This is a genomic window from Citrobacter sp. CK206 (genome assembly GCF_030333125.1).
GTDB classification, from domain to species: Bacteria; Pseudomonadota; Gammaproteobacteria; order Enterobacterales; family Enterobacteriaceae; genus Citrobacter_B; species Citrobacter_B koseri.
On sequence record NZ_JAOWGM010000028.1, the window covers coordinates 361639 to 383383 of the forward strand.

Below are 21745 nucleotides of genomic sequence, written 5' to 3' on the forward strand. Positions count from 1 at the left end.
TCAGCGAAGGCAACCTGAACAGAAATAAAAGATAAAACAACGAATTGAGCAATGCGGGTTAATCTCAGAGGACAAGAAATAACGTTATGGGCTACTTTGTAATTTTTGCTCATTTGTTGTTTCTCCACCATAATCATTTATTACACTGTAAAAAACTGAAGCACCGCTCAATTGCGTCGATTTTTTATTAGCGAGCGGAAATACTATTTCGCTTTTTGGCTTCACCATACGCTGGGGGAAGTTTTCTACAGCAGCTAATACAGCTGACCCTGTTGTTCGACGAATCTCAACCTTGCTGAAAGTGATGTAATAGGGAGAGTCGTTTACTACTTTTATGTTGTTCCCTTGTTGGAATATTTTTAATTCTTTATAAGACTGTAATGGTGTTGGTTGCAGATTATCCGGGCGGTAGAATAATTTTATTCGGGTACGAAATGCCAACTGCATATGTGTTTTGCCCGACGTTGAATCCTGTGCTTTTGGCGGAATTTCCAGCATGTTGAACCAAAACAAGGACTCCCTGTCCTGCGGCAATGACGGGTTCGTCGCCATGATTCGCACAGCTTGCCCCTTCGCCGGATCAATACGAACAACGGGAGGAGCAATGAGGAACGGAACCGTGATCTCCCCAGGCTTTGCATTTGGGTTACCATCATCCATCCATATTTGTAAAAGATAAGGATTATTCCCCCGGTTTTTTAACTGTACCGTTGATTCCTTGTCTTTTGCATTAAATACAATGCGTGTTCCGTTAATCACAACGTCAGCCATAGCGTTCAGTGAGAACGCCGAAAATAACAATACCAGCCCGGAAGATAATATCTTTAACATCTCATCACCTCATAATCAGGAGTAAAGGACGCCGCCTTTACTCCTGTCTTTATTACTCGTAAACCATGGTGTAATCGACCTGAGTCGTTACAGAACCCGCAGTAGATGCGCCAGTAGCATAATATTGCGCAAAGTAATTCAGCGTACCGTTTCCAGAAGAGATATCGACAGGGATATCATTCTGGCCATTCGCTACTGAAGCCCCTGCAACAATGGCGTCACGATCGGCGTTTAATAATTGAACCTGCACGTTAGTCGCTGCATCTGCCGCTGCTGAATCAATGTTCAGACGACCGGTTGTGCTATCAACATAAGCGCCAGGTTCGAAGTAGGTGCTGGCGGTATTTAAAGATGTTCCTGAGCAGTTACTCAGCGAGATAGTGAACGGCGTAGCACCTGCCGTTGCGCCTGCTGCGCCGAGCGTAGTAGACGAAACGGTTGGCAGCGTTACCGTTGCATCATTACTGCCACCGTCGACAGAAATAGTACAAGTTGTATCAGTAATTTGTCCGTTAATTGTAATAGTTCCATCCACCGCAAATGCTGAAGCAGTAAATGCGGAAGTGATAACCATTGCTAACGCGGATAACGCATAATTATATTTACGCATAATAAATTCCCCTGGTGTTGTTGATATAAATGAACGACGTATTGAATGTGTTATTAAGGCAAAACAAACCTCACCCCATTATCAAAAATGAGTACTGAATAACACCTTCCGGTTCCATTGACATAATATACGCAAAACTTTCATCCGCAATATTAGGATTTTTCAACCAAAAGAAATCAAATCCAAATGCTTACAGGAAAATAAAGTACCGCATAATATCTGCGCTATTCACCATGCAAAATATATCGATAACCAGGTTTTTATAAGACAGTATCAGTTAAAAAAAGATAAAATTTTATAAATCAAATAAATTGATCCAGATCACTGCACAACCCAAAACAGTCGAAATTTAAACATATAAAAAACACAATAAAAACCAAATATCAAACAAACAAAAACAAAACGATCACATTTATTGCTGCATTATTAGCCAGAAAACACCACTTTTAGAATTACGAGAATAATCCTGACAATACGACTAAAGTATTTTATATAATTTATTAATAATTAATGAGTTATTACAAACAAATCATTTTTTTAATTTTTTGCAAGAATAATCCTATTTAGATTCTAAACGTAACTATTGTTAAGCTAAGGTTACAATACATACCATTTCCAGGAATTTTACCGGAACGATCTTTTCTTTTAATCACCTACTATTTCTCAGTATAAAAATCTAAAGATTGCTTACCACAACCTTACAAAAAAGGACAATCCACTATTAGAATCGGCTTTTTTGAGCACAAAAAAGAATGGAAGGGGAAAGTTTGTTGAAAACTCCGAACGGGGAAAAAAGAAGAGAAATTTCGCTATTGTCGTTAAGTGGGAAATACCATGCTGCATGTTATCGCCAGAAAAGAGTCTCTGGCGATAAAGTTCATTTAACTTAAAGCGTTACCGATCACCACCCCGGCACCGCGCCACCGTTAAAGATAGTCTCTGCGGCTTTCGCAACTTCCGACGATTGATAAGACTGCAAAAACGCTTTCACATTTTCAGCATCTTTGTTGTCTTCCCGCGCCACCAGTATGTTCACATACGGCGAGTTTTTATCTTCGATAAAGACGCTGTCATGTACCGGCGAAAGTCCGGTTTGCTGGATGTAGGTGGTGCTAATGATCGCCACATCCACTTTCGCATCGTCCAGTACGCGCGGCAGCTGCGCGCCTTCCAGCTCCATAATATTCAGATGACGTGGGTTGTCGGTGATATCCAGCGCCGTTGGTAACAGACCTTTCCCCTCTTTCAGGGTAATCAACTTCTCTTTTTGCAGCAGCAGGAGCGCACGCCCGAGGTTGGTCGGATCGTTAGGAATGGCGATCGTCGCCCCGTCTTTCAGTTGATCAACCGTTTTAATTTTTTTCGAGTAGCCCGCCATCGGGAAAACAAAGGTGTTGCCTACCGCTACCAGCGTGTAGTTATGGGCTTTGTTATCTTGTTCGAGGAACGGTCGATGCTGGAACACGTTGGCGTCCAGTTCGCCGTGATTGGTCGCATCGTTAGGCAGCAATGAACCGCTGAATCCTACCAGTTCCACATCAAGACCGTACTTCTCTTTGGCAACTTTCTTCGCGACTTCCGCCACATCCTGCTCGGCGCCGTTAATCACGCCGACTTTGATGTGTTTCGCGTCACTGCTTTGCTGATCGCACCCCGCCAGCAATATGCCCGCCAACAGTACCGCCGCCCCTGCCCGTAAATGAGGTATCGTCAATTTCACGTTTTTATCCTTATTAAATAACCATCTGATGGGTAATGAAATGACTATAGCGGGAAGGCCGCTGCGGTTTAAAAAACGAAAAAGCATCAGCAAGAAGAAAAAGGCATATACAAAAAGCCCGGTGGCGCGAACGCTTGCCGGGCCTACGTAAACTACCCATCAAACCAGCGCTTTCACGATCTCCATTAACCTGACGATATCGTCAGGCCGGGTGTTTCCGGTTTGCGGATCGATAATCGAGCTGTAAACATGCGGCATCACGCGCGGCACGCCCGCCTCCAGACAGGTTTGCAAAATAACGCCGAAATTTTCCAGGGAAATGCCGCCGGTCGGTTCGATCAGCGTCATCCCGTTGCGGGCTGCGCTGGTTGCCAGCACATACAGCTCCGGTAACGACGTCTCGCCGCCCATCGGGAAAAACTTCGCCGCCTGCGCCCCCATATCCTGCATCATGCGTACCGCTGCATCGCAGGAAACGCGGGCCGGCGTCCCCTGGCTGCTGCGAACACCAGTAGAGATAAGCACCTCGCCCGGCGTGCCTGTCGGGCTGACCAGCGCGTTGATATGCGTTTTTTCGCCGCCCGTTGCCGCCAGCGCGCCAGCGGCAAAACCACATCCGGTAAAGGTCTGGTTGACGTGCGCCGGGTGTACCTTTGCAGCAATCATCGCCGCCTTATAGTATTGCGCCGGATCGCCCGCTCCCAGCCCCACGGAGATGCACGGCACCTCCGCCATCCAGCGTTTTACCTCCTGAACACCGTCCTCCACTGAGGCAAACTGTGCGGAGAGGACGCCGATCGCCGCATGGCCTTCGGCAGCATCATAAATTTCCCTGGCATTGGCGATATCTTTCGCCAGTACGTTAATCGCCACACGATTACGATAAAAATTAATCTGCTGCATGGTCGGCAATCTCCTTCAGTCGCGCCACGATTAACGCCATTTCCCCTTCTGCGACCGTTCGCGGGTCGAGGCTGAAAACGCCCTGGTGGAGGTTATAGCGACGGGCATAAATGGCGATATCGCCGCCGCGCAGCTGAGCTTCGACTTCGCGGGCATCCAGCCCCAGTTCACGGGCATTCACCCGAATACGAATACGCCAGATCGCGCGCCCGGCCTCATCCTGCTCGATATCCGCACTCAACCCACGAATCGCTGAAATGGCGTCGGCTACCGGCTGAAGCTGTTCGGCGGTGACTATCGTCTGCCCCTGGTGATAATTCTCCAGCGCATACACCAGCCCGACCATATTCTCCTTACCGATCTTCATCGCTCTGGCGATGCCGTGATGCTGCGCTTTGCAGGCGGCGATCCACGTTCTCTTGCCGGTGATAAATCCAGAGGTTGGCGCATTGAAGGCTTTCGCGCCGCTGTAGACAACCATATCCGCGCCGCTCGCCACCCAGACGTGCAAATCCTCCTCGGCAGCGGCATCAACAATTAACGGCAGGTTGTGAATCTTCGCCACCTGGACGAAGTCCTCAATGCCCAACATCCCCTTCTGCACGCAGTGATGTGATTTCACATACAGCAGGGCGGCGGTGTCATCGGTAATCGCACTCTCCAGTTGCCAGCGCGCGGCCAGGTTGCTCGACCCTACTTCCACTACGCGCCCGCCACCCAGACGGATCGCGCTGGTGATCGGCGCGCCGTAATCCACATTATGCCCACGCAGCATCACCACTTCATTGGCCATACCGGAACTGTCCGGCATTAGTGTCACCCTGAACGGGTCGCCACGGGTAATGGCGGCGGCAACGGCAATCGCAATTCCCGCCGAGGCGCATGAGGTAACATAACTGTCTTCAGCGCCGGTATAGTGGGAGACCCGCTCACCGGTTTTTTCCACCAGCTTGTCGATCTCGACAAAAGCGGAGGCCGCACGCGCCGTGGCGTGCATCACCTCCGGCGCGACGCTGGAGACGCCAAGAATCGTCATCTTGCCGCAGGCGTTAATCACCTGCTTCAGCCCCAGCTGTTGATAGATATTCTGTGTCATGGCTTACAACACTCCCAGCAGCGAGCAGACCACGCTAAGCGCCACAATCGACAGCAGAATGGTGGTATAACGCGGCCCTTTCTTCACCAGAAAGATATAGATGGCAAATACTGCCGCCAGCGGCAGCAGGCCAGGCGCAATCGAATCGAGGATCTGCTGAACCACCACTTCAGAACCTTTCAGGGCGCTGATTTTCAGCGGGGTGGTGATCTTGACGTAGCTCGCCGACAGCGCCCCCATCATGATCAGCCCCAGCACGTTAGCGCCGTAGATCAGTTCCTTGATTCGCCCCCCTTGCAACAGCCCGACGATGGAATCACGTCCCAGCGTATAGCCTTTGTGAATCAGGCCGTAGCTGATCGCCAGCGTAATGGCCGGATAGAGAATCAGTGGCGCAATACCCCCGAATGCGCTGCCATTGGCGGCGAACGGAATAAAAATCGCAATCAACAGCGGCATCACCGCCGCCCAGACGATGGAATCACCCATCCCGGCCAGCGGCCCCATCAGGCCGGTTTTAATCCCGGTGATGGAGGCGTCGCTGATCGGTTCGCCACGCGTTTTCTGCTCTTCCATAGCGATGGAGATGCCCTGGATCACCGCGCCAAAGGTCTGTTCTGAGTTAAAGAAGTTCAGATGGCGCTTCAGCGCTTCCACCTGTTCCTCTTTTTGTGGGTAGAGTTTTTTGATGATCGGCGTCATCGAGGCGCAGAAAATCAGGCTCTGTAAACGTTCATAGGAGTTAGAAACCTCCGCGCCCAGCCAGTAGATAAACCACGCCCTGGTGATGTCCGCTTTGGTCAGCGCTCCGGTTTCCCGCGCACGCTCAACCAGTTCATGTTGCATTACGTCGCTGCTCATCATGCTGCTCCTTCATTTTTCGCCAGGCCTTTAATCAGGAAGGCCACACAGGTGCCGAAGATTGCCATCGCCATGATGTCGACCTTGAGGTACAGCACCGCGAAGAATCCACCGATAAACCACGGCAGCAGACTCTTTTTGCCGATCACCATAATGGTGATGGCGAAGCCCAGCGCCGGGAGGATCCCGCCCATGATTTCAAAGGAGTGGGTCAGCCAGTGCGGCATCAGCTTGAGGAAGCTTTCCACTACGTTCTGGCCGAAATAGTTGGCGGCGAACACTACCGGGAAACGCAGCGCCAGACCGAGTAACGCCGGGTAAAGGAAAGCGCAGCGCATAATGCCCGCCATGTTTGCCGTTTCCGCGTGTTTGTCGGCCATATGTACCCAGGCGGCGTTCAGCGTACGGCGTAGCTGGTCGAGGAATACGCCGATCACGCCAAACGGAATCGCCAGCGCAATCGCCAGGTTGGGGTCCATTCCGGCTTTAACCGCAATGGGGATCGAGATACAGGCCGCCAGCGCCGGATCTGACGGCACGTTGCCGCCCGGCGTCGAGGTCACGCCCAGATAGACGAGCTGCATACCCGCCCCGATGATCATCGCCGTCTGCATATTCCCGAGCAGCAGCCCCACAAAGACCGCGACAACCACCGGCTGAAGCAGCATGGCGGAGAAAGTGTAGCCAAGGCGTAATCGGGCAAACCAGTAATACAACCCCATCAGGCTTGCAAAGACTAAAGTATCCATAGTGTTATCCCATTATCAGAGGGTTAGAATTTTTTCAGGATATCGTCCAGCGACTGTGGTTTATCTTCCGGGATAGTCTGGAAGAACACCTGAATCCCACGACTTTTCAGGTCGTTAAGAATGCCAACGTCTTTTTCATCGAGCGTAATGTTCTGGAAAACCGCTTTGCGGTTTGGCCCGCCGCCTAAGCCCCCAACCTGAATGGTGGTGACATCAAATCCCTGCTGCACGGCCTGTTGAATGGCCGCCAGAGACGGGAACAACACCAGCACATTGCCGTCACCGAGTTGGTTTTCTTTCCACGATGCCGCAAAGCTCTGGTTGCTGTAGCAATCCACTTTGATGTTTGGCGGCGCGGCCATCAGGTAGATGTTTTTCATAAACGGATCGGCGTCCAGTTCGTCACTGACCACGGCAATCCGGTTCGCCTGGGATTGTCCGACCCACTTCGTCACGACCTGCCCATGAATCAGACGGCTGTCGATGCGACATAACACGATGTTTGCCATAATGATTTTCCTTATTGTGATTGTTGTAATTGACGAACATGGGCGACGACATCCAGACAACTGCTGCGCCCGGCTTCCACCAGACCGCTCACGCAGGCGGTAAGCGGGCCGTGTTCGCGCCGGTCCAGCGCCTCCAGCAACAGCGAGGCGTTCAGCCCGGAAACCACCGCCACCGGATAATCCGCACTCAGTCGTGCCGCCACGTTGGAGGTCGTGCCGCCAACAAAATCGGTCAGAATAAGTGAGCCTTCCGGCATGGTTTTCACCACGGCTTCGACACGTTGATAAAACTCGCCCAGCGTATCCACGGGCATGAGCGCAATTTCTGTTACGCCTTTAATTTCCCCCATCACCATGCGAAGGCTGTTGCAGAGCTGTTGTCCCCAGCCGCCATGCGTCAGCAGCAGGATCTGGGGCAAGGATTCAGTGGTAGTCAAAATGGCCTCCTGGCTCGATTACATGAGACTGACAATGCCCGATAGCGTCACCGCCGTAGGCCGGATAAGGCGTTTACGCCGCCATCCGGCACACATTGCCCGGTGGCGCTACGCTTACCGGGCCTACGAATAGCAAACGCCATCCGGCAAAACTCATCAGAGTAAGAGCAAAGGCTGTGCCAGGATTTGTGTCACGCGAGGGGAGAAGAGAGGTCTGGCGAGGCGCAGCGCCACGCCAGATAAGGGATCAGCTATAGAGTAATTCGTAGATATAAAAATATTCCGCGTCCGATAAACGGATGGCATAAGCCTCTTCAATCGGCAGGAAAGCCGATTTGATGACACTAAACGCGCGGGCATCCAGATCCGGTTTGTTTTCCAGCGCCATCTGTAACGGTTTTCGGTTAATCACGATACGCTCGACCATACAGCAGCAGTGGATCAGGAAGCGCAGTGTCACCTGGCGGCTTGGTTTCAGCGAAAGCGTGGTGGTCAGATGGTTAAGCACCCCTTCCATTTCTTTCAGAATGCGCTGCGGGTTAAGCACTGAAATATGGTTGATGATGCTCTCCATCGTCAGCGCGCTGATAAAGCGCATTGCGCTGCGTTCCATTTCCAGGCGGCGTTCAGCGCTGGTGAGGTCCGGCGTTAACAGGCTCAACACCAGTTCCGGCCCCTGCTCAGAGAACAATTCCTCCAGCGAAATGAATGGAATATCCGGCAGCCCCGGCTGGAAGGTGCCAACAATACCCGCCAGTCGTTCACTGGCATGCAGCGACTGCTGGACGCGCTCCAGGCTGCGAACATCGTTGTAATCGAGGATCACCATCCGCGTGTCTTGCGACATCAGCTCGCCAAAACTCTCCTCCAGCACCTTTTTGATTTTTTCCGCCGTGCCCATGCCGGTAATACAGGAGATAACCAGCACTTTGCCGCCGTTTTCCTGCTGTGGCGTACAAAGCTGGCAGGGGATGCTTTTACCCTGCATTAACGCCGCCAGCTGCGGCAGGTCGCTGGTTTCATAGCTTAAATCCAGCCCCACCTCCAGCAGGCTGGTCAGGGTTATATTTGGCATCAGCAGAACGTCAATCTGGAATAATTTGCTGATCGTACTGCCAAAATGTACCAGCGAGCCGATGTCCACCATCAGGATCAGCCGCTGATAACGTCGGGTCTGAATCATCTGGGTCAGGGTTTCCAGCGTGTCATGCACCGACTGCTCAAACGGCATATCGATAGCACTGAACAACTCGCGCTCCAGCACCCGATTCACATACTGCGCCATGCTTGTGGCCGTTGTTGCGCCGTGAGCAATCAGGATCACCCCGCAGTCCGGGCTGGCGTCGATACGCTGACGATAATGACGACACTCTTTGAGGAACAGACACAGCCAGACCACTTCCGTCGCCGGACACTGAATATGCAGCAATTCATTGATTTTTCGGCACAACAATGTGGCGTTGTCGTACTCATCTTTGCAACGATCGAGGATCAGGCTGGAAGAATAAAGCTGCGGGATCAGGCCGCGCTGAACGTAGCCAATCAGCGCCAGAAAATGTTTACGCAGCGGATTTACCAGGTTCTCCGGCAGCGTAAACGTAAGCACCTGCTCCACGCAGCCAATAAGCAGCGTCACGCGTTCCTCAATCTGGTCGCCATAACGCGGCGGGTGCGCAATATTGTCGCGACTGTAGAGGCCATATTCAAAAATCGAGCTGAGCTTATTTTTCAGGATTGCCAGCGTTTCCGCCGGAGGCACGTTACTGTTGCGCAGATTGACGTATTCGCGGGTCAGGAAGCTGTAAAAAAGATCGCTCTCTTCAATCTCAGCGCCCGTCGCCAGCGACGTTTTCAAGGCGGGCAACGTGCGCGCGTCAACGTTCAAGCGCTCTTTGCCATCAAACAGCGTGTCCACCAGCAGACGTTGCTCCGGCGTGGCGTTAAACGGCATTTCCGCCAGCCGTTTATCCAGTTGCAGCGTATCGTTATGCTCCGTCATCCCCGACGCCCACGCCTGAGCGCAGAGGAACTGGATATCACTCTTGAGCTGGCCGATGTTGCCTTCCAGCGGCTTATTCAGCAGCCAGAGCAACAGCGTCTTGTCGATACTCACCGTGCGCTCAATTTTGCGACTTTCACGTTGCAGAAAGCCGACAATCAGCTCCACCTGTTCTTCGATTGAACGCTGGCGAATGCCCGGCAGATCGATACAGACCTGAATACGCCGCTGAAAAGTACGCAACAACGCCGAACTTACCGGTTCTGTCGTCGCGCAAATCAGGCGTACCGATATCGAACGCGCCTTGCTGCTTGCCCCCAGCGGACGGTATTCACCTTTATCGAGAATGGAGAACAGCTTTTCCTGCCCTTCATACGGCAGACGGTGTACCTCATCCAGCAGCAGATAGCCGCCGTCCGCCTGCTCCACCAGGCCAGGTTTATTCTCGCTCGCTCCGGTAAACGCCCCCTGTCGATGACCAAACAGGTGCGAAGAGAGCAGTTCCGGGTTATGGGCATATTCCGCACAGTTAAAATAGACCAGCGGCGGCAGGGAGCCTGCGGCGTGCTCGCAGGCAAAGCGGTGCATCAGTTCAGCAAAGAAGGTTTTGCCAACGCCGGAAGGTCCGGTCAGCAACACATGCAACCCGTGGGGGTAAAGCACTGCGGCGCGGCCTTTCTCTACTGCATCGCGCAGGCTACGATCGTAGCCAATCAGACCGGTAAAGGGATCGTCGATTGTGTGCCCTTCCTGACGCGGCAACAGATCGGCAATCGTACGTACTTCACGTTCGGCGTCATCCAGCTTACGCCCCAGCAGCGTCTCCAGCGCCTGACGGTGCAGGAAAAACACCGGGCGGCCCCGGCTTTTGATCGCCAGACCATCATTGCAGAGTTGATTGAGATCTTTACTGACCGAGTTGCGCGCCAGCCCGAGGTTAAAGCCAATGGCTTCCGCCGTAAATGCCGTCTCCTGCGCCAGATCGGCAAGATTCAGCCCGCGCGTCAGTCGTTCGAGTTCCCCCAGTATTACCTCAATCCGTCTCATCTCTTTACCGCTTAAGAAATAAATGATTGTTCAGAACATACACTATTCTGCTACGCAAGAAAGTGAGAGAGCGGGGAGAATCCGCCTACAACTTACAGACGAGACGGTTTTGCGAAGTAATGCGGACCGCTGAGAGAGTCGTGTTCTGTCTATACTTATGCTTAAACTTTGAATACTGGATGATGACGATGAAACAAACCGCTCTGCTGCTCTTTACCGCCCTTCTCGCGCTGCCAGGCATTGCGTTGGCTAACTCGCCTTATAGCTCGCTTCAGACCGCTAACGAAAAAAGCACCGTCCTGAAAGAGCTACGCAAAATGTGTACGCCGCAGGCATCGCTGTCGGATGAGGCATGGGAGAAAATGATCATGTCGAATGAGAGTAATCAACAGCACATCCGCGAGGCCATTGTTGCGATAGAAAGGAACAACCAGAATAACTACTGGGAAGCGCTCGGCAAAGTCGAATGCCCGGATATGTAAAACGTCATGGGTGACCGAATCGTCACCCCTTTTGATGTATTATCGCGTCGTTTGTATGCGAACTTTTACCGTCACCAGCAACGCCGTCAGCAACATCAGGCTGCCGGAGAGCACCAGCGGCGACAGCAGACCAAGGTTATCAAGCGCATAGCCGCCAACAGCCGCACCGCAGGTATTGGCAAGCTGGATCACCGCAACCTGAACAGACCCGGCTTTTTCCGCCTGATCGGCAAGCGTACGGGTGATCCACGTTGACCACCCTACCGGCACCAGCGCAAACGACAGCCCCCAGACAATCGCGATCCCTGCCGCCACCACTTTTTCGCTTCCCCACAACGTCAGCACCAGCGCGCTGACGGCCAGAACCAACGGCGCGCCTGCCAGCGCCAGTTTGACCGAGCGTTTAAGAATAAAAGAGGAAAGCGACGTTCCCACAAAACTGGCGATGCCAAAGCTCAGCAGCACCAGCGTCAGGCCATCGACATCAAAGCCCGCCAGATTCATATACACCGGGCGGATGTAGGTAAAGAACGCGAACTGTCCGGCAAAGGACATAAAGATGGCGATCATCCCCGCCATTACGCCGGGACGTTGCAACAGACTGAAGATATTTTGTTTTTGGTGAGACGGTTCGCCAGGCAGCGAAGGTAACGATTTCACTACCCAAATAACACACAGTACGCCCATCACCGCCGCCGCGTTAAAAACATGACGCCAGCCAATAATCCCACCTAAAAAACTGCCCAGCGGCGCGGCGATCACCAGCGCAATAGAGACCGCGCCAAAAATAACCGACAACGCTTTAGGCACGGTACGCGGCGGCACCAGACGCATCGTCAACGAAGCCGACATCGCCCAGAATCCCCCCAGCGCCAGCCCCAGGCAGGCACGCCCGGCCAACAGCAGCGTGAAGGAATTTGCAAACGAGACCAGCAGACAGGAAAGCGTTAATAAAACGGCAAACAGGATCACCACATAGCGACGATCGGTCGCCTGAATAATTTGGGTGATAAACAGGCTGGCAAACATGGCGACAAACGCCGTTACCGTTACCGACTGCCCGGCGACGCCTTCAGAGATTCCGAGGTCCTGCGCCATCGGCGTCAGCAGGCTGACGGGCAAAAACTCAACGGTGATCAGGCAGGCAACACAGAACGCCACAGCGAAAACAGCCGACCAGTTTGGCCGGATAATCGTCTCAGCATGGGATTGTTCTTCGATTCTTGCACTCATTTCGTTACCTGCGTCTTTCTCTGCCAGAAAAGCCGTGCAGTGTAACATCTAAAGTGTGACGTATTTAACGTTTTAGCAACTTTCCTTTGTTGCAGGGAAATATGCTTACCCGATCGCATGATGAAAAATGCGCCATGATATTCGCGCGCCTTCGCATTCACAGTGGGAAGAAAAGGACATAGTATAGCACTAAGTGCTATACTTACGGTTACAGGATGTCAACCCGATGCGTGTATTTAAAACCAAATGGTTTGCCAGGGAAGCAAAGTCCCATGCAATCAAAGACGAAGAGTTATGTAAGGTTATTGCAGCAGCAATGCAGGGAAAAGTGGAGGATCTCGGTGGTGGGGTTTACAAAAAACGCCTCAATCAGAATCGCGATCGCGCGATCATCCTCGCAAAAGGAGGTATACATTGGTTTTATACATTTTTATATGCCAAACAGGATATGGCAAACATCGACAACGGTGAATTAGCCGGGTTCCGCGAGTTAGCAAAGCATTATGCTGGTCTCGCTGAAGATAAAATGACGGCATTGATTAAAAGTAAAGAATTGGTGGAGATTTGCCATGACTGCAAAAAATAAATTCAAAAGCCCTGCTTTTGAAGCTATTCACAGCGCAGCTTCTGGATTATTCAGCGTTGATGCCATTCCCCAGGAAACGATGCGCAACTTTGACAAAGCATGCCTCAGTAGCGTGGAGGATCTTCAGCCGCTTGAAATCAAAGCACTACGCGAGAAGCTGAACGTCAGCCAGCCCGTTTTCGCGCGCTATCTGAATACCAGCGTTTCTACAGTGCAAAAATGGGAGAGCGGCGCAAAGCGCCCCGGCGGTATAGCATTGAAGCTTCTTACCATTGTGCAAAAGCACGGACTAAAAGTGCTGGCCTGATGAGTCTCGCTGATAAGCAATTAACACCATTCGTTATATGCAAAATGGCACATACCGTTCTCAATGCAACCAGTGCACGCCATCTTCAGGTTGAAAAAGGGCGTTGTAGCGTATCTGGAAGGCGTTAATCTCTTGCATATCCGGTTCTATTTCGCGCAGAAACCCCAGCGCCAGGCGTACCTGCGCGTCAGTAATTGGCGCGGCCAGACGCGTTTTTTGCAGCTGACGATACCACTGTTGCAGGTTCTGATCGCTGCCATCCACAATCACGATCTGCCAGATCAGCAATATCTGGGCGGCATTTTGCAGATGTGATTCATCAGGACGATGCAGGTACTGTAAAAACGCCTCTCCAGGCGCTTTGCCCATCTGGTCGATCATTGATTCCACCGGCACCACGCTGATGCCCAGACGCTCGCTTAACCGACGAATCGCACGCCGGGCCCCCGAGGTGAGCACCCTGAAGCCAACAATAAACACCACGACCAGCGTGGCCAGCATGATCCAAATCATAACCTGCCCTGTTAAACCAACTTTGCAGAAAGCGCCTGACAGGCTTCACGAACCCACTGCGAATATTGTGGAATGCACTCTTTTGGCATTTGCAATTCAACACCGCTGATACTGATCGCAGCAATCACCTCATGATTACGATTAAACACCGGCGCAGCGATACAATAAATACCTGGGGAATCTTCCGCGTTATCAAAGACCCATCCTTGCTCACGGATTCTGGCAAACTCCTTTAGCAAGGCTTTCTTACTGGTGATGGTGGTCTCAGTGTATTGCGGTAACTGCTCATCCGGCAAAAGTTCATCCATTTTGTCCTGCGGTAACCAGGCACAAAGCGCTTTCCCCACGCCGGAACTGTGCATCGGCAGCTTTTTACCGACCCAGGTACGAATACCGATTGGCTGAGTGTTCTCAAGCTTCATCAGGTAAATGGGCGCGACTTCATCCAGGATACCCAGATGGCAGGTCAGATCAGTTTGCTCACGCAATTTCTCCAGAACAGGCAGAGCAACGTTGCGGATATCAAATTGCTCCAGCGAACGATTACCCCATTCGTACAATTTCAGGCCCAGGAAAAAGCGCCCCTTTTCCAGACGCAAAAGGTGATGTTCGACCAATGCGTTTAACAATGATGACGTGCTGCTTTTAGGTAATGCTAAATCTTGTTGGATCTGGCTGAACGTCGCCCCTGGTGTATTGAAGAGGTAATTACAGATTTTTACCGTCTTATCCAGTGCGGGAACAGAGGTAGTAATATCCTGGCTCATACGAAATTAATCTTTTCTATTCATAGACTCCTCTCAGTATACCGCAATCACTTTCCTCAGGAATGCGGCTTTTTTGCGCATAGAGGAAGCACAGGCAATTCCTGAAATGTTAACCACCTAAATCAGATCGCTATCACAATTGTTCATTTGTTCTGCAAAAATCATTGACGAATGATTTGGATATTTGCTGTACTAATTTCAATATACAGAACATTAGTTCCATATACTGAACAAGAGGTAGCAATGTCGAACGTATTTAAAGGTATCTTTCCGCCAGTCCCAACCATTGTTGACAATCATGGCGAATTAGATCGCGCCGGAATGGCCACCATGATTGACCATGTCATTAACAACAGGGCTGACGGAATGCTGATTCTGGGCAGCGGCGGTGAGTTTTCACATTTTTCCACTGAGCAGAGAAAACAGATCGCCGAATTCAGTCTGCAATATGTTGCAGGAAGAGTACCGGTGTTAATTGGTATTGCCTGCGCCAGCACCGCAGAAACCATCCAGTTAGGTGAACACGCACAAAACGCAGGCGCTACGGGCGTACTGGTGGTGAATCCTTACTATGCGAAACTCAGTGATGACGCGCGTTTTACGCATTACAAACGCATTGCCGAAGCACTCAGTATACCTGTCTTTTTGTATAACTTCCCTGAGTTAACTGGCCAGGATATCGGTCTGGACGTGATCACCCGACTCGCCCGTGAAGTGCCTAATATTGTAGGAATTAAAGACACCATTGATAACATCAGCCACACCCGGGAAATTATTAATCGCGTCCACCCATTCCGCCCGGAGTTTATTGTCTTTAGCGGTTATGACGAATATTTGCTTGATACGCTATTGTTGGGCGGTCACGGTGGAATCCCTGCAACATTTAACTTTGCCCCACACATTACCAGAGGCATATATCAGGCATTTATTCGTGAAGACCTCACTACGGCTAAAGCACTACAGCAGCAACTGGCAACGCTTTCTCCTCTGTATGCATTAGAACAGCCTTTTTTTGGCGTCATCAAGACAGCTATCAAATTAACTGGAGTGGATATTTCAACTGCCGTAGTTCCACCAGCCTTACCACTCAATGAGGAAAAAACAGCCCTTGTTCGAAATATTCTGGCCCGTATTACTCTGTAAATCAGCATGAGAGCAATGATAATGAACATCAACCCTGTACTAAAACTCAATCCAAAAGATGATGTGGTTATCGCAAGACAGTGTGTTCCCGCTGGCACCTGGCTTGAAGAAGAACAAATTACAGTTATCAGCGACATTCCCGCAGGACATAAAATTGCCCTACGCTCACTAAACATCGGGGAGGCAGTGAAACGGTATGGGCAGATTATCGGTTTCGCTACCCAACCTATTCAAGCCGGCGAGCATATACATATGCACAACCTGGGCATGGGCGATTTTGAGCGTGATTACGCCTGGGGCGTGGATCGGCATTCCCCCACACCCGCCGAACATCAGGATATATTTCAGGGAATTCGTCGCGCTGACGGGCGTGCCGCCACGCGTAACTATATTGGCATTTTAAGTTCGGTTAACTGTAGCGCGACGGTCGTCAGAGCGATTGAGGATCATTTTCGTCTACACGGTCTGGCCGATTACCCAAATGTCGATGGCGTGGTGTCGCTTCCACAAAGTTTTGGTTGCGCGATTGGCTCTAAAAGTGAGTCCATGGCGGTCATGCGGCGCACGATGGCAGGTTACGCCACACACGCCAACTTTGCTGGCGTCATTATTATTGGGCTGGGTTGTGAGTCCAGCCAAATCAAAGACATGATGAATGCCCATGGGTTGGAAGATGGTCCAATGATGCACAGCTATACTATCCAGGACGTTGGCGGAACACGGCATGCCATCCAGAAAGGGATTGATCTGGTAAATCAAATGCTTCCCCTCGCGAACCAGGTCATCCGCGAACCCATTCCCGCCTCGGAAATTATTCTGGCGCTGGAATGCGGTGGCTCTGACAGCTATTCCGGTATTTCCGCCAATCCAGCGCTCGGCTATGCGGTGGATAAGCTGGTACAGCAGGGTGGCACGGCCATTCTGTCTGAAACATCAGAAATTTATGGCGCAGAACATTTATTGACCCGCCGCGCTGTCTCGCGCGAGGTTGGCGAAAAACTGATTGCGCGGATTCACTGGTGGGAAGACTACTGTCGTCGCAGCGGAAGCGAAATGAATAACAACCCTTCAGCAGGTAATAAGGTTGGCGGACTTACCACGATTCTGGAGAAATCCCTCGGCGGTATTGCCAAAGCCGGAACCACTAATCTGACAGAGGTTTATGAATACGCAGAACCAGTTACAGCAAAAGGGTTCGTCTTTATGGATACCCCCGGCTATGACCCTATTGCCGTTACCGGGCAAATCGCAGGCGGCGCGAATCTGCTTTGCTTCACCACTGGCCGGGGTTCGGCATTTGGATCCAAACCAACGCCCAGCCTGAAACTGGCTACCAACAACGCGCTCTGGCTGCGCCAACAGGAAGATATGGACATTAACTGCGGCACCATTGTCGAAGGTGAAGAGACGATCGCAGAAGTCGGTGAACGTATTTATCAAATGATCCTTGATATGGCATCCGGCAAAAAAACAAAAAGTGAAGAATTTGGCTATGGTAGTCAGGAATTTGTCCCCTGGACAATTGGCTCCATAATGTAACGCTCCACAATATAACAATACCTCGTACCGCCATGCTCACTATGAGCATGGCAAGGAGTTCCTATGTCTATTGTTAACGTAAATACTGAAGAAGAAAAATTAAAGGCTACAACAGTAAGATGGCGAATATTTATTATTATGCTTTTGTTGGGTGCGATTAATTATATTGATCGCACATCGCTTTCTATTGCCATGCCCTATATTACCGATGAATTTGGCATTACTGATACCCGGGTTGTCGGTGTTATCCATAGCGCTTTCTTCTGGGCTTATGCACTGATGCAAATTCCCAGCGGCGTGATTGCAGATAAGTTCAAAGCCAGAAATATTATCGCACTGGCTACCATCTTATGGGGAGCATTCCAGGCCGTTGCCGCCTTATGTCACTCCATTTTCACGCTTTCACTTTCCCGTCTTGGTCTGGGCGTCACAGAATCCCCTATCATGCCCGCAGGCGCAAAATTAATGGGGACATGGTTAACGCCAACTGAGCGTGGGCGCGGCTCAATGTTGCTCGATGGCGGCGCGCCATTAGGAACCGCGCTGGGTGCGGTCATCATCGCCGGGTTGATTGCCTTTTTCGACTCGTGGCGTATGGCGTTTGTTGTCGCGGGGGTTGGCACGATGCTCGTCGGTTTACTGGCATGGTGGTATATCCGTACTTATCCGTCAGAACACCCACGTATTAACCAGGCGGAACTGGACCATATCACCGCGGCAAACGGCCCAGCCACCAACAGTAAAAAATACCGTCTCGCTGATATCAAACCTTACCTCAAGCAGCGCAATGTGCTTGCGTTGATCGGCGGATGGGTATGCTACAGCTTTGTGTTCTATGGCCTGATGACCTGGCTGCCACTCTATTTCCAGGCCACTTATGGCTTTGATATTAAGTCGATGGGTGGCGCGATGGCGCTGATCTTCCTGCTGTGCTTTATTGGTCAGCTCACAGGCGGTTACATCATGGATAAATGGCGCAGTAAAGGCGCAAAAACCAGCCGCGTTATGCATACCATGTTGGCAATTTCCGCCACTACCGCAGGGGTAGGGATTTTTCTGTGCGCCCAAAGTTCAACACCAGCCATTGCGATTACATTGCTGACAATCGCGCTCTTCCCGTTACGTTGGGCCAGTGTCTACTGGTCAATACCGGGTCTGCTGGGAGCACAATCGGTAGCAGGGACTATCTGTGGCACCATGAACTTTACCAGTAACCTGTTCGCTGCCATTTTGCCTATTTTTATCGGCTTCCTGGTGCAATCTACCGGTAATTACTATGCCGCGATGATGTTCTTTGCGCTGGCCGCAGTGGGTTACCTCATCTGCTCGCTGCTCATTAACTTCGATAAAAAAATGGATATTGCTGAAAAGTAATTACCCGTCTCCGGCCCGCTCGCGGGCCATTTTTTATGGCATCAGGAACGAAGTATGTTCAATTCAGATAACTTTATTGCCGTCGACTGGGGCTCCAGCAACCTACGCCTGTGGGTTTACCAGAAGGGGAGCTGTGTCTGGCGTCACGCCAGTCATGATGGGGTGATCAATCACCATGCAGGGCAGTTCAAAGATATTTGGCTGACATTGCTCGAACAGTGCCCACACACTCTGGCAGATAATACGACGGTTATCATGAGCGGCATGATTGGCAGCAATATTGGCTGGGTAGACAGTCACTATTTACTCTGTCCGGTCTCCCTGCAAACCCTGTCGCAGCATCTCACTCAAGTTCATGACGCGGGCCATCTCCCTGTATTTATCATTCCTGGTTTGCAGTTAGCGGGATCTGAAACCTGTAACGTGATGCGCGGTGAAGAAACACAGCTTCTTGGCGCGTTATCAGAAAATAGCTGGTATGCCTTCCCTGGCACCCACAGTAAATGGGTACGCATGGAGAACGATACGGTCCGTGATTTTCAAACCATCATGACCGGCGAATTTTTCCACCTGCTGACCCGACACTCCATCGTGGGAAAACACGCAACGGTACAACAGCACAATGTCGATGCTTTTTTAGCGGGCGCAAAACGTGGTCAACATGAAAACTGCCTTTCTCGCGGCGTCTTTGATCTCAGAGCACGAACACTAAGTCATATCCTTCCTCAGGACGCGCTTTTTGATGCCTTATCCGGTCTGCTGATCGGCCATGAAATCGCACAAATGCTGCAACATTACGCAATCCCTGCACACGAAGAAATTGTACTGGTCGGCAGCGACGAGCTGCTCGTCCGCTACCAGACCGTATTCCAGCTTTTTGGCCAGCGCTGTCGCCTCCTCAACGGTGAAACAGCATTCATTAACGGCATCAGGAGTGTTTTACATGAACATCCGTAATCCTTTAGTCGCAATACTACGAGGTATAACGCCCGATGAAGTTCTGGCGCATATTGATGTACTCGCAACAGCAGGTTTTACCACCGTAGAAATTCCGCTGAATTCCCCCGACTGGCAAACCAGTATCGCCATAGCCGTTGCACACTATGGTCAGACGATACATATCGGCGCAGGAACCGTGACCGCCGTTAGCGAAGTTAACCTGTTATCCGCATTCAAGTGCTCGTTTATTTTGACGCCGAATACCGACCCGTCAGTTATTGACGCGGCACGAGATGCCGGAATGACGACCTGTATCGGCTGTCATACCGCCAGCGAAGCGTTTGTCGCGATCCATCACGGCGCCAGCGCATTAAAAATTTTCCCGGCAGGCGAACTGGGGCCAGGATACATCCGCGCATTAAAAGCCGTTCTACCGACGCATATTCCACTCTATGCCGTCGGTGGCATCCGTCCCGACAATCTGGCTGACTATCTGAATGCAGGATGCATTGGCGCAGGATTAGGCAGCGATCTGTACCGCGCCGGACAAACCGTAAACCAGACGGCAAAAAATGCCCAGGCCTTTATCGAGGCGTGGAACGCCTGTAAGCAGCAATAAAAAAGCCCGGCGCCAGGCCGGGCAAAACGTTACCAATACACACTTAAGCGACTTTCAGTTGCTGTATTTTTTTCTCACGGCGAATTTTACGTTCTTCCAGCACCGCGACCATCGCCATCAGGCAGATGCAGCTAATGGCAGCGGCATCCAGCGCGGCGAAGGTGCCCGCCCAGCCGGTCAGACCAAAGACTGGCGTACCGTCGGCAATCATCCCCAGCCCCAGCTTGGCGAAGCTGTCGCCGATCAGGTAAGCGAAGGTGCCTTTAATGCCGTCCGCCGCGCCGATCGCTTTTTTCGGGACGAAGCCGACTGCCGCCACGCCGATCAGCAACTGCGGGCCAAACACCAGGAAACCGAGCGCGAACAGGGACGCCAGGTAGACGTACTGGTTGCTAGCATGCTGGTAAACGCCGAGGGTGGCGATAATCAGCGCCAGCGCAACGCAGGCCACCAGCGCACGACGACCGTTCGCCAGATCCGACAGCCAGCCCCACAGCAGCGTGCCGACCAGCGCGCCCACTTCAAACAGGGTAAAGCCCTGAATCGCCACTTCTTTTGAGAGTTTCAGTTCCTGGAATGCGTAAACGGTAGACCACTGGTCGATACCAATACGCACCACGTACAGGAAGATGTTGGAGAAGCACAGCAGCCAGATCACTTTGTTTTTCAGGACGTATTCCACAAAGATCTGCCACTTGGTCATCTCATTTTCTTCGGTCTCTTTGTCCTCTTCGCTGATCTCTTCGCCGAACAGCTCTTCCGCCTTACCAAGACCATAAGATTCCGGGGAGTCGCTGCCAAAGCGCAGGCCGATGAAGCCCACAATCAGCGCGATGATCGACGGGAAGATAAACATGCCGATCACATGGCCGTCGAACAGGTAGTTCGCGCCGAACAGCGCCACGCCTGCCGCGCCAGCGCCGCCGAGGTTGTGGGAGATATTCCAGAAGCCGAGGAAGGTGCCGCGCTTACGACGGGGCGTCCATTTGGTGATGGTGGAGTAACTGCACGACCCGCCGGTACTCTGGAAGAAACCGCTCAGCGCGTAGAAGGCGATCATCAGGAACAAGCTAACGGAACCGCTCCCCATGCTGGCGCTGAAGCCCAGCATACAGATAGCGGAAAGAATCAGCATAAACGGCAGGAACTGCTTGGTATTTTTGCCGTCGGCATAGTAGGAAACCAGCGTTTTGCCTACGCCATAGGTGATCGAGAAGCCCAGACCAATCATCCCCAGTTGCGTCATGCTCAGCCCGTAGGTGGAGATCATGTCGTTCTGGGCGATGTTGAAGTTTTTGCGGATCAGGTACATGGTCAGGTAGCCGATAAAGACCACCAGATAGGACTGCATGAACGGTTTGAACCACATTTTGCGCCGTACATCGAGCGGCAGATCCAGGGTCGGCTTACGCACCTGGTTTAAGAAGTTCAGCATGGGACGGGTATCTCCTGATTTTTTAAGCCTGCTTTATTGCAGGCAT

At 51.6% G+C, this 21745-nt stretch carries 22 protein-coding genes; 8 read left to right on the forward strand and 14 right to left on the reverse strand.

The window, feature by feature from the left end:
- Window positions 1-84 precede the first annotated feature (84 nt).
- From OGX81_RS14250 to dagR, 10 genes are all read right to left on the reverse strand, one after another.
- Window positions 85-831, reverse strand: a complete 747-nt coding sequence (locus OGX81_RS14250) for a fimbria/pilus periplasmic chaperone (RefSeq protein WP_012135800.1) — start codon at window positions 829-831, stop codon at window positions 85-87.
- A gap of 52 nt (window positions 832-883) precedes the next feature.
- The gene (locus OGX81_RS14255; protein ID WP_012135801.1) at window positions 884-1441 is read right to left on the reverse strand and encodes a fimbrial protein; all 558 of its coding nucleotides are present in this window, start codon (window positions 1439-1441) and stop codon (window positions 884-886) included.
- A gap of 901 nt (window positions 1442-2342) precedes the next feature.
- Window positions 2343-3161 (reverse strand): lipoprotein NlpA, encoded by an 819-nt coding sequence (nlpA, locus tag OGX81_RS14260; RefSeq protein WP_104867991.1) that lies wholly within the window; start codon window positions 3159-3161, stop codon window positions 2343-2345.
- Window positions 3162-3320: 159 nt separating this feature from the next.
- Window positions 3321-4064, reverse strand: coding sequence for a 2-dehydro-3-deoxy-phosphogluconate aldolase (gene dagF, locus OGX81_RS14265; protein ID WP_049008076.1), 744 nt, complete (start codon window positions 4062-4064; stop codon window positions 3321-3323).
- Window positions 4051-5160, reverse strand: a complete 1110-nt coding sequence (gene dgaE, locus OGX81_RS14270) for a D-glucosaminate-6-phosphate ammonia lyase (protein WP_104867990.1) — start codon at window positions 5158-5160, stop codon at window positions 4051-4053. The genes dagF and dgaE overlap by 14 nt, the downstream gene beginning before the upstream one ends.
- A 3-nt stretch (window positions 5161-5163) precedes the next feature.
- The gene (locus OGX81_RS14275; RefSeq protein ID WP_012135806.1) at window positions 5164-6024 is read right to left on the reverse strand and encodes a PTS system mannose/fructose/sorbose family transporter subunit IID; all 861 of its coding nucleotides are present in this window, start codon (window positions 6022-6024) and stop codon (window positions 5164-5166) included.
- On the reverse strand, window positions 6021-6770 hold the full coding sequence (locus OGX81_RS14280) for a PTS mannose/fructose/sorbose/N-acetylgalactosamine transporter subunit IIC (RefSeq protein ID WP_012135807.1): 750 nt from the start codon (window positions 6768-6770) through the stop codon (window positions 6021-6023). Before OGX81_RS14280 ends, OGX81_RS14275 begins: the two co-directional genes overlap by 4 nt.
- A gap of 23 nt (window positions 6771-6793) precedes the next feature.
- On the reverse strand, window positions 6794-7279 hold the full coding sequence (locus tag OGX81_RS14285; RefSeq protein WP_042323421.1) for a PTS sugar transporter subunit IIB: 486 nt from the start codon (window positions 7277-7279) through the stop codon (window positions 6794-6796).
- An 11-nt stretch (window positions 7280-7290) separates the two neighbouring features.
- Window positions 7291-7716, reverse strand: coding sequence for a PTS sugar transporter subunit IIA (locus OGX81_RS14290; RefSeq protein WP_024131069.1), 426 nt, complete (start codon window positions 7714-7716; stop codon window positions 7291-7293).
- A gap of 247 nt (window positions 7717-7963) precedes the next feature.
- Complete coding sequence (gene dagR, locus OGX81_RS14295; protein ID WP_012135811.1) at window positions 7964-10762, reverse strand: transcriptional regulator DagR; 2799 nt, start codon at window positions 10760-10762, stop codon at window positions 7964-7966.
- Window positions 10763-10950: 188 nt separating this feature from the next.
- On the opposite strand from dagR, the gene OGX81_RS14300 reads away from it, so the two are divergent.
- Window positions 10951-11244 carry a YicS family protein gene (locus OGX81_RS14300; protein WP_024131070.1) on the forward strand — a complete coding sequence of 98 codons (294 nt, stop codon included), beginning with the start codon at window positions 10951-10953 and terminating at the stop codon, window positions 11242-11244.
- Window positions 11245-11283: 39 nt separating this feature from the next.
- On the opposite strand, the gene nepI is transcribed toward OGX81_RS14300, so the two are convergent.
- Complete coding sequence (gene nepI / locus OGX81_RS14305) at window positions 11284-12477, reverse strand: purine ribonucleoside efflux pump NepI (protein ID WP_104869095.1); 1194 nt, start codon at window positions 12475-12477, stop codon at window positions 11284-11286.
- Between the two features lie 226 nt (window positions 12478-12703).
- Here nepI and OGX81_RS14310 point away from each other — a divergent pair, with 226 nt between their 5' ends.
- Both OGX81_RS14310 and OGX81_RS14315 read left to right on the forward strand, forming a co-directional pair.
- Complete coding sequence (locus tag OGX81_RS14310; protein WP_104867989.1) at window positions 12704-13063, forward strand: type II toxin-antitoxin system RelE/ParE family toxin; 360 nt, start codon at window positions 12704-12706, stop codon at window positions 13061-13063.
- The gene (locus OGX81_RS14315; RefSeq protein ID WP_047460187.1) at window positions 13047-13370 is read left to right on the forward strand and encodes a helix-turn-helix domain-containing protein; all 324 of its coding nucleotides are present in this window, start codon (window positions 13047-13049) and stop codon (window positions 13368-13370) included. The genes OGX81_RS14310 and OGX81_RS14315 overlap by 17 nt, the downstream gene beginning before the upstream one ends.
- Window positions 13371-13430: 60 nt before the next feature.
- Here OGX81_RS14315 and OGX81_RS14320 read toward each other — a convergent pair whose 3' ends face one another.
- Together OGX81_RS14320 and OGX81_RS14325 are read right to left on the reverse strand one after the other, a co-directional pair.
- Window positions 13431-13883 carry a DUF1198 domain-containing protein gene (locus OGX81_RS14320; RefSeq protein WP_012135814.1) on the reverse strand — a complete coding sequence of 151 codons (453 nt, stop codon included), beginning with the start codon at window positions 13881-13883 and terminating at the stop codon, window positions 13431-13433.
- 11 nt (window positions 13884-13894) lie between these two features.
- The gene (locus tag OGX81_RS14325; protein WP_012135815.1) at window positions 13895-14650 is read right to left on the reverse strand and encodes an IclR family transcriptional regulator; all 756 of its coding nucleotides are present in this window, start codon (window positions 14648-14650) and stop codon (window positions 13895-13897) included.
- 243 nt (window positions 14651-14893) lie between these two features.
- Between OGX81_RS14325 and OGX81_RS14330 the strand changes: the two genes are divergently transcribed.
- The 5 genes from OGX81_RS14330 to OGX81_RS14350 all read left to right on the forward strand — a co-directional run bounded on the left by OGX81_RS14330 (window position 14894) and on the right by OGX81_RS14350 (window position 20264).
- Window positions 14894-15793, forward strand: coding sequence for a dihydrodipicolinate synthase family protein (locus OGX81_RS14330; RefSeq protein ID WP_024131072.1), 900 nt, complete (start codon window positions 14894-14896; stop codon window positions 15791-15793).
- 21 nt (window positions 15794-15814) lie between these two features.
- A complete protein-coding gene (locus tag OGX81_RS14335; RefSeq protein WP_172958463.1) occupies window positions 15815-17332 on the forward strand; it encodes a UxaA family hydrolase in 1518 nt (505 codons plus the stop codon).
- A 138-nt stretch (window positions 17333-17470) separates the two neighbouring features.
- Window positions 17471-18706 (forward strand): MFS transporter, encoded by a 1236-nt coding sequence (locus tag OGX81_RS14340; protein WP_230031916.1) that lies wholly within the window; start codon window positions 17471-17473, stop codon window positions 18704-18706.
- A gap of 54 nt (window positions 18707-18760) precedes the next feature.
- A complete protein-coding gene (locus tag OGX81_RS14345; protein ID WP_012000763.1) occupies window positions 18761-19663 on the forward strand; it encodes a 2-dehydro-3-deoxygalactonokinase in 903 nt (300 codons plus the stop codon).
- A complete protein-coding gene (locus OGX81_RS14350) occupies window positions 19650-20264 on the forward strand; it encodes a 2-dehydro-3-deoxy-6-phosphogalactonate aldolase (protein WP_012000764.1) in 615 nt (204 codons plus the stop codon). Before OGX81_RS14345 ends, OGX81_RS14350 begins: the two co-directional genes overlap by 14 nt.
- 43 nt (window positions 20265-20307) lie before the next feature.
- Here OGX81_RS14350 and uhpT read toward each other — a convergent pair whose 3' ends face one another.
- Window positions 20308-21699, reverse strand: a complete 1392-nt coding sequence (gene uhpT / locus OGX81_RS14355; RefSeq protein ID WP_012000765.1) for a hexose-6-phosphate:phosphate antiporter UhpT — start codon at window positions 21697-21699, stop codon at window positions 20308-20310.
- Window positions 21700-21745 lie beyond the last annotated feature (46 nt).

Bases quoted from the DNA above. Each gene is read 5' to 3' on its own strand.
- OGX81_RS14250 (WP_012135800.1), bottom strand. From the start codon at position 831: ATGTTAAAGATATTATCTTCCGGGCTGGTATTGTTATTTTCGGCGTTC.
- OGX81_RS14255 (WP_012135801.1), bottom strand. From the start codon at position 1,441: ATGCGTAAATATAATTATGCGTTATCCGCGTTAGCAATGGTTATCACT.
- dagF (WP_049008076.1), bottom strand. From the start codon at position 4,064: ATGCAGCAGATTAATTTTTATCGTAATCGTGTGGCGATTAACGTACTG.
- dgaE (WP_104867990.1), bottom strand. From the start codon at position 5,160: ATGACACAGAATATCTATCAACAGCTGGGGCTGAAGCAGGTGATTAAC.
- OGX81_RS14275 (WP_012135806.1), bottom strand. From the start codon at position 6,024: ATGATGAGCAGCGACGTAATGCAACATGAACTGGTTGAGCGTGCGCGG.
- OGX81_RS14280 (WP_012135807.1), bottom strand. From the start codon at position 6,770: ATGGATACTTTAGTCTTTGCAAGCCTGATGGGGTTGTATTACTGGTTT.
- OGX81_RS14285 (WP_042323421.1), bottom strand. From the start codon at position 7,279: ATGGCAAACATCGTGTTATGTCGCATCGACAGCCGTCTGATTCATGGG.
- dagR (WP_012135811.1), bottom strand. From the start codon at position 10,762: ATGAGACGGATTGAGGTAATACTGGGGGAACTCGAACGACTGACGCGC.
- OGX81_RS14300 (WP_024131070.1), top strand. From the start codon at position 10,951: ATGAAACAAACCGCTCTGCTGCTCTTTACCGCCCTTCTCGCGCTGCCA.
- nepI (WP_104869095.1), bottom strand. From the start codon at position 12,477: ATGAGTGCAAGAATCGAAGAACAATCCCATGCTGAGACGATTATCCGG.
- OGX81_RS14310 (WP_104867989.1), top strand. From the start codon at position 12,704: ATGCGTGTATTTAAAACCAAATGGTTTGCCAGGGAAGCAAAGTCCCAT.
- OGX81_RS14315 (WP_047460187.1), top strand. From the start codon at position 13,047: ATGACTGCAAAAAATAAATTCAAAAGCCCTGCTTTTGAAGCTATTCAC.
- OGX81_RS14320 (WP_012135814.1), bottom strand. From the start codon at position 13,883: ATGATTTGGATCATGCTGGCCACGCTGGTCGTGGTGTTTATTGTTGGC.
- OGX81_RS14325 (WP_012135815.1), bottom strand. From the start codon at position 14,650: ATGAGCCAGGATATTACTACCTCTGTTCCCGCACTGGATAAGACGGTA.
- OGX81_RS14330 (WP_024131072.1), top strand. From the start codon at position 14,894: ATGTCGAACGTATTTAAAGGTATCTTTCCGCCAGTCCCAACCATTGTT.
- OGX81_RS14335 (WP_172958463.1), top strand. From the start codon at position 15,815: ATGAACATCAACCCTGTACTAAAACTCAATCCAAAAGATGATGTGGTT.
- OGX81_RS14340 (WP_230031916.1), top strand. From the start codon at position 17,471: ATGCTTTTGTTGGGTGCGATTAATTATATTGATCGCACATCGCTTTCT.
- OGX81_RS14345 (WP_012000763.1), top strand. From the start codon at position 18,761: ATGTTCAATTCAGATAACTTTATTGCCGTCGACTGGGGCTCCAGCAAC.
- OGX81_RS14350 (WP_012000764.1), top strand. From the start codon at position 19,650: ATGAACATCCGTAATCCTTTAGTCGCAATACTACGAGGTATAACGCCC.
- uhpT (WP_012000765.1), bottom strand. From the start codon at position 21,699: ATGCTGAACTTCTTAAACCAGGTGCGTAAGCCGACCCTGGATCTGCCG.